Source organism: Sulfuricella sp., from assembly GCF_035531155.1.
Taxonomy (GTDB): domain Bacteria; phylum Pseudomonadota; class Gammaproteobacteria; order Burkholderiales; family Sulfuricellaceae; genus Sulfuricella.
Genome location: NZ_DATKTK010000035.1, coordinates 32,640 through 44,315, shown reverse-complemented (window position 1 = coordinate 44,315; position 11,676 = coordinate 32,640). Strand labels below are relative to the sequence as shown.

Genomic DNA, 11,676 nt, shown 5'->3' with positions numbered 1-11,676 from the left:
ACCGCATTCGAGCCTGGGCAAGAGAACACCGGATGAGGCTTATGCCGTGATGCTGCCGACGGTTAAACTGGCAGCGTGAGCATCAGCAGAGAATCCACTTAAAAAACTCAGGCTGCTGTTCAAACGAATGGGGCCACTTCTCATGGCCTGCTAACGGATGGGGCTAAACACTGGCCAGAGAGGCTCGCGATCGTCGGCATGGAATGCTCTTGGACTTACCACGAGCTTGCGCAACATGCAGAGGCGTATCGCGCTATGCTCGTAGCGGCTGGCATCTCGGCGGGTGACCGGGTCGTTTTTCGACTACCTAATTGCCCGGAGGCGATTGCCCTAGCGGCTGCGTGTGCCGCCTTGAGGGCTCCTTTCGTTCCGCTGGACCTACATGCACCCGAGGAGCGCATTGCGCTCCTGTTGGAAGATGTGGAACCGGCGCTGATCATCGGAGAAGGAAGATATGCTGGTGCGGCGGCGCGGGGGATTTTTAATGATGGGAAGTTGCACATAGAGGGGCGTGTGCAGCGTATCTCGGATACTGGCTTCGAGCCGCTCTACATCATCTTTACCTCTGGGAGTACTGGCCGACCCAAGGGAATCATGATGAGCGAGGCCGCAGTCCTGGCATTCTTCCATGGACTCATCGGGTTCATGCAGTTGCCCGAGAGTAGTCGCTATGCCACTACTTCACCGCTCCATTTCGACTACTTCTGGTTAGACGCGGGGCTCACCCTCGGTTCGGGTGGCACTTTGTTGTTGCTTGATCGTACCCTATTGCGTCAGCCGCGTAGGTTGGTTGAAGAAATAGCACGCTCCGCGGCTCGTTACGTTAGTGCTGTGCCAACGGTATGGAAAATGATCCTCGCAGTCGCGGAAGACGACCTTGTTAAGCTTGCCAACCTGAAAGAGATTGTCTTCGCAGGTGAGCACTTCCCTCAGGCTTGCATCAAGCGGCTATATGAACGACTACCTGGGCTTGTGGTTACTAATGTTTACGGTCAGTCAGAGTCAATAGCATGCGCGTTCCAGCGCCTGCCATCACCGTTACCGCAGGGGCTTCAGCACCTTCCAGTTGGGGTCGGCCATACTGAAGCTGAGTTGTTTCTCATCGACGCGGCAGGTGCGGAGGTGATTGCCCCCGGGGTCGGCGGCGAGCTCCACTTAAAGGGGCGAATTTTATTCGACGGATATTATCGTAATTCGCTTGAAACTTTAAGGCGGTTGGTGCCCGACCCGCGCGGACTGGACGGCGTGGTATTCCGTTCCGGGGACTGGTGCTATTTTGACGAAAACAAAGTGTTCTATTTCGTTGGTCGCATTGACAACCAAGTCCAGGTAGCCGGAAACCGGGTTGAGCTTGGAGAGGTGGAAGCAGTTCTTTTAGCACACTCTGCAGTCAATAACGTAGCAGTAATTGCCGTCGAAAAGGAGGCGGGTGCCACGCTACATGCCTTTGTGGTGTCATCGGAGGGGCTGGCGGAGAATGAATTGGAAGAGCAATTGCGGACCCACTCTGCTGAATGGCTGCCGCATTATATGCGCCCTAATCGTTTCCATTTGATGAAGAGTTTGCCACTTACATCGAATGGTAAGACCGACGCATTGGTACTCAGAAGTTACTTAAACCTAACGGACGGTGAATTGATTCGGCACTGCAGTGGGCCGCGGAGCTCAATCCTCAGTATTTAATAACGCAACGCCAAGACAAAAGCATATGAAAACCTTTCCGGCACTCAAATACAAAAAGTTTCCACCCATCCAGTTGCCCGTCCGCGCTTGGCCCAATCAGGTCCTTGAGCACTCACCAATCTGGTGCAGCGTTGACCTAAGGGATGGCAACCAAGCCCTCATTCATCCGCTCGGGGTCGAGGAGAAGCTAGGTTTTTTCCGCCTTCTTGTGGACATGGGCTTCAAGGAAATTGAGATAGGCTTCCCATCGGCATCTGAAACCGAATACACGTTCGTGCGCCGATTGATTGAGGAAGGACATATTCCAGACGACGTCACTGTGCAGGTATTGGTGCAGTCGCGAGAACATCTCATCCGACGCACCTTTACTGCGCTTCAGGGGGTTAAGCGGGCGATTGTCCATCTCTACAACTCTACGTCCGAGTTACAGCGACGCGTGGTATTCCAGAAGAGCCACAAAGAAATTATCGATATTGCAGTAGAGGGGGCAAAATTTATCAAGGAATTCGCGCCCACCCTGGAGGGGGGAGAGGTAATCTATCAATATTCGCCGGAAAGTTTTACTGGTACGGAACTCGATTTTGCAGTTGATATCTGCTCCGCAGTGTGCGAGGTATGGCAGCCGACAGAGAAGAAGAAGACCATTATTAACCTGCCGGCGACGGTAGAAATGTCTACGCCTAATATCTATGCCGACCAGATCGAGTGGTTCTGCCGCAATTTTCCATACCGCAAGCAGTCCATCATTAGTATCCATACCCACAATGACCGCGGCACAGGTGTTGCAGCAGCTGAGTTGGCATTAATGGCTGGCGGAGAGCGAGTGGAGGGAACGCTATTTGGTAACGGTGAGCGCACCGGCAACGTTGACCTCGTTACCATTGCGCTTAACTTGTTCTCACAGGGAATCGATCCTGCGCTTGATTTCTCCAATCTAATAGAGATATCCCATATGGTGGCGCGCTACAACCAGATTCCGATCGGGTTGAGGCACCCTTATGTTGGAGAACTGGTATTCACTGCCTTCTCAGGATCGCACCAGGATGCCATCCGTAAAGGGCTTGCGGCGATGCGTAGCAATGGATCATCGTTGTGGGAGGTGCCCTATCTTCCGATCGATCCAACTGATGTAGGCAGACATTACGAGCCACTGGTACGAATCAACAGCCAATCGGGTAAGGGAGGCATTGCCTTCGTACTGGAAGACCAATTTGGCTACAAGCTACCCCCCAAGCTACAGATCGATTTTAGCCGGGTCATACAGAAGATCTGTGATGCTGACGGGCGAGAGCTCGGCCCCGAAGAGATAAAGCATATATTCGAGGTGGAGTATTGTCGTCCAGCGCCGTTCGCGCTCAAAGGCCATACCACTTCCTATGATTTGACCACTCAGAACACATGCATTAGCGCTAGTGTGATTTGCAAGGGCGAACCTCACATGGTGGAAGGTACGGGCTCAGGTCCGCTCAGCGCACTGGTACACGGCATAGGACAACAGTTTGGTTATCACATCGCCATTCATGATTATCACGAGCATGCCATAGGTGAAGGGCTGGATGCGTTGGCGGTGGCCTATGTACAGGGCAGCATCGACGGCAGCCCACCCACTTGGGGCGTTGGTATCCACCACAGTACCGAGGTGGCTACGCTGCAGGCGGTGTTGAACGCGCTCAACCGTTCGATTGAAGAGAGGAAGAAGAATGGTCGGAGATGATGAATCCGGTGTTCCTATGAGGCAACTGCGGAAAATAAGGCCCTGGTGCAGGGGCGGACTCGAATGCTTTTCATCATAACCACAAGGAGAGAATCATGGCTCGGGTAAGCAACGCGCCCGTTTCGAGGCTGAGCTTCCTGAACGACGAGGGGACCTATCCGAAGGGATGGAGGCTCATCGAAGCGTTCAACAGCGATGTTGTCCTGGAGCGGCACGGCAGGCGGCGGTTGTTTACCGACCTAACAAGTGCCTACGGTTCAGTGAACTTTGGGCACCGAAACCCGGAGATCGATCCATTTCAAGGTGCTCGGGCTGATATCGCTCCGGCATGCTACCCGCACGAAGCGGAGGAACTGTCGGGATGGTTGTGCGAGCGGCTTGATCTGCCGGATCACCGCGTGCTGTTCCAAGTTGGCGGCAGCTTCGCGGTGAGTAGTGCGCTTGCGCTTGCACAAAGAGTGAGACCCGGAAAGATTGTCGCAATCCGTGGAGGGTTTCACGGGCTCGGTCTGGATTCGCTTAGCGCTACCACCGCACAGCGTAAGTGGGCCATTCAGAACAGCCCATTGGTAGAGCTACTCCAAAGCCGCATCATTCACATCGAACCCGGTGCCCGCGAGCCTGACTGGAGGAAGATTTCTTGTTTCCTGTTCGAGCCCATCCAGGGGGCGAACGGCTACATACCACTCAACCTGGAGTGGATCGGAAACTTGGTGGAATCGGCTCGGCGCCACGGCGTAGTAGTAATCGCCGATGAGATCCAAGCCGGTTTTTATCGCCACGGCTACCTAAGCCCCACCCGTGCTGCGGGTATTAAGGGTGACATACACCTGTATAGCAAATCGCTCACCAATGGCCATTCACCACTATCGGCAGTGGTATATGATGGTGCATACGACGATATTATTCCACTGGAAAGCGCCTTGGCTCATACCTTCCAGACGTCGGTCTATGGTTACCGGGCCGGCATCGCCGTGAGCCGTTACTTAGACGATAATCCTCCGGAAGATGCTATCAGTGCCATCGAGAAGTTGCTCGATGCAGCCGCCTATCGGCTCGAGCGGACAACGGGGGTAAAAGAAGTGTATATCACCGGTCCTTCGTTGTCCTTTGGCCTCGAGTCCCCCGCCCGTGCCCGTGCTTTGGTGTGGGCCTGCTTCGATCGATACATAATGATCCTGGGCGGCGGCGCCGATGGGAACCGCATCCGCATTGCCCCTCCACTTACCATTGAGCCGACTATCCTAGAGGGGGCCATCGCCGAGGTGTTGGAGGCGCTCGACGAATTGTTGGTTGCACGGGAGGTAGTATGCTTGACCTAGTCCATGAAGACCTGACCCAACTCGCGTCACGCTACCGACCCGAGTATATCGAACGCATCGCGCAGGAGTTTAGCAAATTTGGCTGCGCTCAGATCTACGATGCTGCGCCAGAATATTGCCATGTGCTGCCGGACTACCTACTGCCCCGCGTTTCGCACCTAAGCATAGCTGGTCCTGCCTTCCCAGTGGCTACGCAGAACGATATGCTGCCACTTCTGCAGGCACTCGACTTAGCGCCGCCAGGGTGGGTGCTTTTTGTACGCAACGACGCGCAGGAATCAGAGGCGCTCGCAGGCGATATCTTCGTTACCGCGATGCGCAGCCAGAAGTTGGGCGGCCTAGTGGTGGACGGCGCAGTGCGTGACATGGGGACTTTGCCTGCGCTGCAGATCCCGGTGTTCTCGCGCCAAGTGCGCTTCGTCTCGGCCAAGACTGCGCGTATCCCAGCGGCAGTAGTGCCAGCCTCGCTTGACTATGGCCACTACACGGTGGAACCAGGAGACTTTGTGTTCGGAGATTCGGACGGAATGCTCTTAGTGAAGAAAAAGTATTTGACCGCAGTGATTCACGGAGCGCGTTATCTGCTTCAGCGGGAGAGTGCCCTCAAGGCACGCCTCGACGAGGGATTCCGTCTGGCCGAGTTAGTAGGGCTGACGACGTTTCTCGCAGGCGAGGGCAAATTGAAGTTCGATGTATGAGCGAAAAGCCCGCCGTTTCAGAGGATTCAATTCGCGATCTTGTACAAGCAGGGAGCAGTCCTGAGGCACGCGCCCGATTTGGGGCGTTTCTGGGCATCTCGAAGCCGGTAAGCCAAAAAGTGATGACACGAGTACTTACCGAACCCGCTTACGCTTTACAATTGGTAGAGGCGGCAGGTTTGCCAGACCGGCTAGAGCCGCTTCTCGAAGATATATCCGCCTCTTTGCCCAAAAAAATTTCCGCTACTGACACCGAACTCCTTGCTCACGCAGCTCAGGCGTTCAGTCGCTGGGCCAAAACCGGGTTTGCGTGGGTGGATGATGAGCGTTACCATGCGCGACTCGCCACCTGCCATGCCTGCGAGCATTTTGGTGCAGCCCCAGCTGAGAGGCTCATCTATCGTCTAGTGGGACGGGAGCGAGCGATTTGCGCCCGCTGCGGCTGCGTGGTCACGCGAAAAGCGAGACTTCCTACTGAGAACTGCCCTGAACCTGACATGGTTCACCCAAATTTGAGCCGCTGGGGCGAGCCGAGGGCAAGGTGAGCAGTAGGTTTGCGGATGACATTGCCGGGTCATCTAGCGGTGCGTTTTGAGACAAAATCTAGCGAGCAGATGCAAGTCCGCTAGGTTGAATTTCGCAAAGGCAGTCATCCCCTCTATAGCCTTCTGCGCCGCGCTCGGCTCAGCCAGGCGAGTTACGTCGAGCTTGTTACCAATAAAAGTCGGCACGCTGCGTCAAAAAGAGCCAGATCGACGAGCTGGCGGGACTGGGCTTCATCGAACGCCACGAAAATGTGGTCCTGGTTGGCTTCACTGGCCTACCGAGCGGCGTAAGCGAGGATCCAGGCCAGATTTACCGCAGCGCCGATCTGCTGCTGACCTTGTCGGTGGCGCACGCGCAAAAACAGTGTTTTTCCAGGTCATCGTGGGCGCTATGAGCGAGGCTCTCTGATTATGACCAAATCTACCATTCGGGCGGGTGAGGCCTTCGCGCAGGATGCCACATTGACGGCAGCATGCCGGATTGCCTACCGCACCCGCACCATACACGTATCGTACCAATTACCGGAGAAAGCTACCGATTGAAGCATCAGCGTCAGGCCGGCATGGTTCAGGTCAAGAAAGGGTGTGACGTTGATTGAGTGCCGTGCGGACGCGGCATCCTTCCGGTTGGACCTCCGGAGTCCGTTCCTCGTGGATGCCGCATCCCGCAAAGTCAGCGTTGGTGTATCAAATTTTAGGGTGTACCCAGAAGAAAAAGGTGTCAGTTTTTAAATCAAAGTTGACGATAGTCAATGAAGTAATTGCACAGAGGAATTATAATTAAGAAAATAGCGAGTTGAGGTTGAGCCGTAAATTTAACCAAGCGGAAGCGAGGAGATGGTATGGTGCATATCGAGTCGTTATCCGATATGCTAAATAGCAACGAAGAAAGCGTTTGGCATAAAAAACTATTTTCAATAGCAAACGATCATGGATTTGAACAAACGTTGTTTGCTCTTGTGCCCACCCGGCACACTAACCTAGAAAAAGCATTCCTGCGTAGCAACTATGCAGCCTCCTGGCGAAAAGTCTATGACATAGGAAAGTTCCTCGATTTCGACCCTACCGTAGCTCATTGCATCTCAAGCGCGTTACCCCTAATTTGGTCACCTGAGATTTTTGTGACGCCCCAACAGAAGCAGATGTACGAGGAGGCGTCTGGATATGGCCTTCGTTCCGGTATAACTTTACCCATCCACGGAGGTGGCAGGCGAGTTAGGTATTCTTTGTTTTGTGATGGACATGCCTCCTGGCAAACGGTTTCTTCAGAAAATAAGACGTTACTTGCCGGAGTTGGTATTAATTCGGGATTATGCATTGGAATCTTCAATGCAGTTTGCAAGGTCTAGCAAGGCTGCAGATGAGATACATTTAACACCCCGAGAGTTGGAATGCCTGAAATGGGCCATGATCGGCAAGTCATCGTGGGAAATTGCCCAAATTTTGCGCTGCTCCGAAGCAACAGTTAATTTTCACATCGCAAATATACGGTGCAAATTTGGGGTCATTACTCGCCAACAAGCCGTGGTAAAGGCGATTCGTTTAGGGTTGATTGCCCTATCTTAATTTCTCATCCAACTTCCGCCGTTGCCGTGCTCGCCGTAAATCGTTATCGCTAATCGCACCACTAAGATATAGTTTTAACAGAATCGTAATTGGCCAGGGTATCTCCCACCCTAGTTCAAAACGGCTACCACGGGATTGGGTTACGCCGAACCGTCCCCAAAATTTGGTCTGGCTTTCGCGTCGTGATATGCGGAGTTCACGCAACTCTTCGGTACTTAGAATTCCTCCCTTTTTCAGTCCTTTTTCCAATCGGCGTGTCCTTTCTATCTATTAAGTCCATCGCGTCCAGTCCAGTCGCTTCGTTGCTCGGCCATGGCGCGCGTCAAGGCGGTTGATGCCCTACTTATGCACCAACGGTTGAATATGGTTGCTCGCCAAATGCGACTTAATGATGCAGTCGCCTTCAGGGTTTACCGTTATGTCTCCGACAGGTGAGCAGTTAGGGTTGTTCATATCCAACACCACACTTGGCGCGGCTCGTTTGCAAAGTGCGTGGTCGGCTACCGCGATGGGTAGTTTGGTCCTCGCCCCCTCAGCACGCGGCTGAAAGAGGACTCGCGGGCCAGATAAACGCCCTCATCAGCCTACAGCGGTAACGGTGCGCGCCGGCAGCACGGCGGCAAAGCGCGGCTCGTTGGCCACGGCGGGCGCTTGCGCAGCCTCGCTCAGGGCATGGCTGGGTGTTGGCGCGCCGCGCCTGCGTCCGCCACTCCCCTTGACAAGGCCCGTTGAATCCTTCCAGCGTTGCTGGGTGCGCAACTCGATGTCCGATGTCTCGCAGGCAAACTTGAGCCGCGCGCCTGTGGCGTGTGCGGTATGGATGTCTCGGGCCAGGGCTTGACGATCTTCAAGGCCGATCGTTCGGCCTCGCCCTTGTTAAGCTCCGTCCAATCTTGCCAATTTCTCACCTCGCTATTCGCACCCAAGTACGCATTTATCGAGGCGACGAGGCGCCTGCTCCTGGGGCTGTGGGTAAATTATCATTTTAATACTTGGGTTTCGCTAGTTCAACCTAGTAGACTTGATAGTTACGCAGCATAACCATTACGCATAATTATCTATGCCTCCTGAGTAATTAATATGAATGGGGGCAAATCATGTCGTATTCAATTCAAATCGCTTCACGTCAGAATTTTCAAAGCAAAGATCTTTGGGATATGCATCGGCTACGGGCGAGGATTTTTAAGGATCGGATGGGGTGGGAGGTGCCTATTATGAGCGGGATGGAAATAGATGGTTATGATGCGCTTGACCCTTACTACATGGCTATTAAGGGTGGAAATAACGAATTGCGGGGATGTTGGCGTCTCTTGCCAACGGAAGGACCTTATATGCTGAAGGATTCGTTTCCTCAACTGCTTCATGGCCAAGTCGCGCCGGAGGCCCCAAGAATTTGGGAGCTGAGTCGGTTTGCCATTGAAACAGAAGGTCGGCAAAGCTTTGGGTTTGCAGACTTGGCATTGGCGGCAATGCGTGAGATCGTTCTGTTTGGTGACCGTATGGGCATCGAGCGTTATGTGACGGTTACCACCACCCCGATCGAACGGATTCTTCGGCGTACCGGGATCGAGATTACGCGTTTTGGCCCTCCTATACGGATTGGTGTTGAAAACGCCATTGCATTAGATATCGATATCGGGAAAAAAACACACGAATCGTTATTTGGAGAAAGCGCAAAGGCTGCTTAAGATAAGGCGCACTCAAAAACCAAGTGCAATATTTTGGGAGAAAATATTTCCCGAAGAAAGCGGTGAAATATGGACCGCTCAGGCGGATTTGCAGCCGATTTACTTTAAGTTCGACAGGCTGCTGACTTTCATCAACCTGTAACAAGCGTTCCTTAAACTGAGGTCAGACATGGAAAGCCCGTACAAAGGCAAGACCGGCCTGAAGCGCCTGTGGAACGCTTTCCACTACTCCTTGGCGGGATTCAAAGCCGCCTACCAGAACGAGGACGCCTTCCGGCAGGAATCCCTGCTGGCGGCAGTCCTGATTCCGCTCGCGCTGTTCCTGCCGGCGGGGGCGGTCAGCAAGGCGCTGATGATTGCCAGCGTGCTGCTGGTGCTCATCGTCGAATTGCTCAACTCGGCGGTGGAGGCCACGGTTGACCGGATTTCCCTGGAAGACCACCAGCTCGCCAAACGGGCCAAGGACATCGGCAGCGCCGCCGTGCTGCTGAGCCTGGTCAACCTTGCGGTGGTCTGGGCGCTGGTGCTGTTCGGCTAGGGTTTCCCCGGCCTGTCACAAAAAATTCAACTCGCTGTCACATTAGTTTCTTCTTGCCGCGGCAAATTGGCGGTATGGAAAAACAGACCCCCTTCATCCCGCTGTATCTGCCGCTCGCTCAGCGTTCGCTGCACGTGGCGGTGGTCACGGAAACCTACCCGCCCGAGATCAACGGCGTCGCCCTGACCATCCAGCACATGGTCGATGGCTTGCGCCGGCGCAATCACCAGATCCAGCTGATCCGGCCGCGCCAGGGCAAAGGCGATATGCCTACCTTCACCGCCAACCTGCAGCAGATCCTGCTGCCGGGCTTTGCTATCCCGCGCTATCCCAACCTGCAACTGGGACTGCCGGCCGGATCCGCGCTGCGGCAGCTGTGGCGCGCGAGCCGGCCGGACGTGGTGCACATCGTCACCGAGGGGCCGCTCGGCTGGTCGGCGCTGAACGAGGCGCGCAAGCTCGATATTCCGGTCACCAGCGATTTTCACACCAATTTCCACAGCTACACCCAGCACTATGGCATCGGCTGGATGCGCAGGCCGATCGGTGCCTATCTGCGCCATCTGCACAACCGCGCGCGGCTGACGCTGGTGCCAGATCAGGGCTTGCGCCACGAACTCGAGGCGCAGGGCTACCAGAACCTGGCCATTGTCGGGCGGGGTGTAGACACCGATCTGTTCAGTCCCGCGCGCCGCAGTATGGAATTGCGCCGCAGTTGGGGAGTGGGCCAGAACGGATTGGTGGCAGTCCATGTCGGCCGGCTGGCGGCAGAAAAAAATCTCGAGACAGTGGTGGACGCCTTCGATGCGATGAGTACCAGATTCCCTAGGGCAAAGCTGGTGTGGGTGGGCGATGGTCCGCAGCGCGCAATGCTGCAGGCTCGCAATCCGGGACATGTTTTTGCCGGTATGCAAACCGGCATCGATCTGGCCGAGCATTATGCCTCCGCCGACGTGTTCCTGTTTCCCAGCCTGACCGAAACCTTCGGCAATGTGACGCTGGAGGCGATGGCCAGCGGGCTGGCGGTAGTGGCCTACAACTATGCCGCAGCGGCAGAGCATATTCACCATGGCGAAAATGGCCTGGTGGCGGAGTTCGGCAACCTTTCCCTGTTCTGCGACCAGGCGGCGATTCTGGCCGGTCGGCCGGAGATGGTCGCGCGGCTGGGCGGCAATGCCCGTCATAGCACCGACGGCCTGGCCTGGAGCCTGATTTGCGAGCGCTTCGAACAACTGTTGCTGGAAATCGTGGACGAAGGAGGCCGGCATGGAAAGCAAGACCGTTTCGTACTTGGATCAGATTCAAACCTGGGACCTGGCGCTATGTCTTCACTTTAACCGGGCCAACCGTCTCAGGTCCATCGGCCGGCTGTTCGGTGTAATCAGCCAGTTGGGAGACGGGGTATTCTGGTATGGGCTGATGCTGGCCCTGCTGCTGTGTGAAGAAGAAATAGCCGTGGTGCCGGTGCTGCACATGGCCGCTACCGGGCTGGCCTGCACCCTGCTCTATAAATGGCTCAAGGCCAAAACCCTGCGACCGCGCCCCTTCGAGTTCTACCGCGACATTATTCTCAGCGTGCCGCCGCTCGACAAGTACAGCTTCCCCTCCGGCCATACCCTGCACGCGGTGGCCTTCACGCTGGTGGCGCTGAACTACTATCCTTCCCTTGCCGTGCTGCTGCTGCCTTTCACCCTGTTGGTGGCCGCTTCGCGCATGGTGCTCGGCCTCCATTACCCGACCGATGTGCTGGCTGGCGCGGTAATCGGTGCGCTGGTCGGCGGCGCCTCGTTCTGGCTGGTGTGATCGAAAGCGCTTCTCCTGTCACATTCCGGTAACACAGTGTCAGCATAATTCCAGCCTGCACGGCTCTATGGGCAACGTCTGCACACGAGCCGGCCTATCCTTACCACAGCTGAATCGGA

13 protein-coding genes and 1 pseudogene are annotated in these 11,676 nt (G+C 55.2%); 12 read left to right on the top strand and 2 right to left on the bottom strand.

Features of this window, described 5'->3' with window-relative positions:
• Positions 1-147 precede the first annotated feature (147 nt).
• The 8 genes from VMV64_RS07315 to VMV64_RS17370 all read left to right on the top strand — a co-directional run bounded on the left by VMV64_RS07315 (position 148) and on the right by VMV64_RS17370 (position 7,528).
• Positions 148-1,683 carry an AMP-binding protein gene (locus VMV64_RS07315; RefSeq protein ID WP_325329297.1) on the top strand — a complete coding sequence of 512 codons (1,536 nt, stop codon included), beginning with the start codon at positions 148-150 and terminating at the stop codon, positions 1,681-1,683.
• 25 nt (positions 1,684-1,708) lie between these two features.
• A complete protein-coding gene (gene leuA / locus VMV64_RS07310; RefSeq protein WP_325329296.1) occupies positions 1,709-3,397 on the top strand; it encodes a 2-isopropylmalate synthase in 1,689 nt (562 codons plus the stop codon).
• A 95-nt stretch (positions 3,398-3,492) separates the two neighbouring features.
• Entirely contained in the window at positions 3,493-4,719 is a 1,227-nt protein-coding gene (locus VMV64_RS07305) for an aminotransferase class III-fold pyridoxal phosphate-dependent enzyme (RefSeq protein ID WP_325329295.1), read from the top strand.
• Positions 4,707-5,417: an RraA family protein gene (locus VMV64_RS07300; protein WP_325329294.1), complete on the top strand. Its 711-nt coding sequence runs from the start codon at positions 4,707-4,709 to the stop codon at positions 5,415-5,417. The genes VMV64_RS07305 and VMV64_RS07300 overlap by 13 nt, the downstream gene beginning before the upstream one ends.
• A complete protein-coding gene (locus VMV64_RS07295; RefSeq protein ID WP_325329293.1) occupies positions 5,414-5,962 on the top strand; it encodes a hypothetical protein in 549 nt (182 codons plus the stop codon). Before VMV64_RS07300 ends, VMV64_RS07295 begins: the two co-directional genes overlap by 4 nt.
• A gap of 411 nt (positions 5,963-6,373) precedes the next feature.
• Positions 6,374-6,505, top strand: a complete 132-nt coding sequence (locus VMV64_RS07290; RefSeq protein WP_325329292.1) for a hypothetical protein — start codon at positions 6,374-6,376, stop codon at positions 6,503-6,505.
• 299 nt (positions 6,506-6,804) lie between these two features.
• Complete coding sequence (locus tag VMV64_RS07285) at positions 6,805-7,311, top strand: autoinducer binding domain-containing protein (RefSeq protein WP_325329291.1); 507 nt, start codon at positions 6,805-6,807, stop codon at positions 7,309-7,311.
• Entirely contained in the window at positions 7,199-7,528 is a 330-nt protein-coding gene (locus tag VMV64_RS17370; protein ID WP_414718854.1) for a response regulator transcription factor, read from the top strand. Before VMV64_RS07285 ends, VMV64_RS17370 begins: the two co-directional genes overlap by 113 nt.
• Here the strand turns inward: VMV64_RS17370 and VMV64_RS17365 are convergent.
• Positions 7,520-7,732 carry a hypothetical protein gene (locus tag VMV64_RS17365; RefSeq protein WP_414718856.1) on the bottom strand — a complete coding sequence of 71 codons (213 nt, stop codon included), beginning with the start codon at positions 7,730-7,732 and terminating at the stop codon, positions 7,520-7,522. The two genes, VMV64_RS17370 and VMV64_RS17365, sit on opposite strands and share 9 nt — an antisense overlap.
• A gap of 299 nt (positions 7,733-8,031) precedes the next feature.
• A pseudogene (locus VMV64_RS07280) lies at positions 8,032-8,404 on the bottom strand (IS3 family transposase); the annotation flags it as partial.
• A gap of 221 nt (positions 8,405-8,625) precedes the next feature.
• Here VMV64_RS07280 and VMV64_RS07275 point away from each other — a divergent pair.
• The 4 genes from VMV64_RS07275 (at position 8,626) to VMV64_RS07260 (ending at position 11,557) form a co-directional block, all read left to right on the top strand.
• Positions 8,626-9,216, top strand: coding sequence for an acyl-homoserine-lactone synthase (locus VMV64_RS07275; protein WP_325329290.1), 591 nt, complete (start codon positions 8,626-8,628; stop codon positions 9,214-9,216).
• Between the two features lie 169 nt (positions 9,217-9,385).
• Entirely contained in the window at positions 9,386-9,754 is a 369-nt protein-coding gene (locus VMV64_RS07270; RefSeq protein ID WP_325329289.1) for a diacylglycerol kinase, read from the top strand.
• 74 nt (positions 9,755-9,828) lie between these two features.
• A complete protein-coding gene (locus VMV64_RS07265) occupies positions 9,829-11,091 on the top strand; it encodes a glycosyltransferase family 1 protein (protein WP_325329288.1) in 1,263 nt (420 codons plus the stop codon).
• Complete coding sequence (locus tag VMV64_RS07260; protein ID WP_325329287.1) at positions 11,021-11,557, top strand: phosphatase PAP2 family protein; 537 nt, start codon at positions 11,021-11,023, stop codon at positions 11,555-11,557. The genes VMV64_RS07265 and VMV64_RS07260 overlap by 71 nt, the downstream gene beginning before the upstream one ends.
• Positions 11,558-11,676 lie beyond the last annotated feature (119 nt).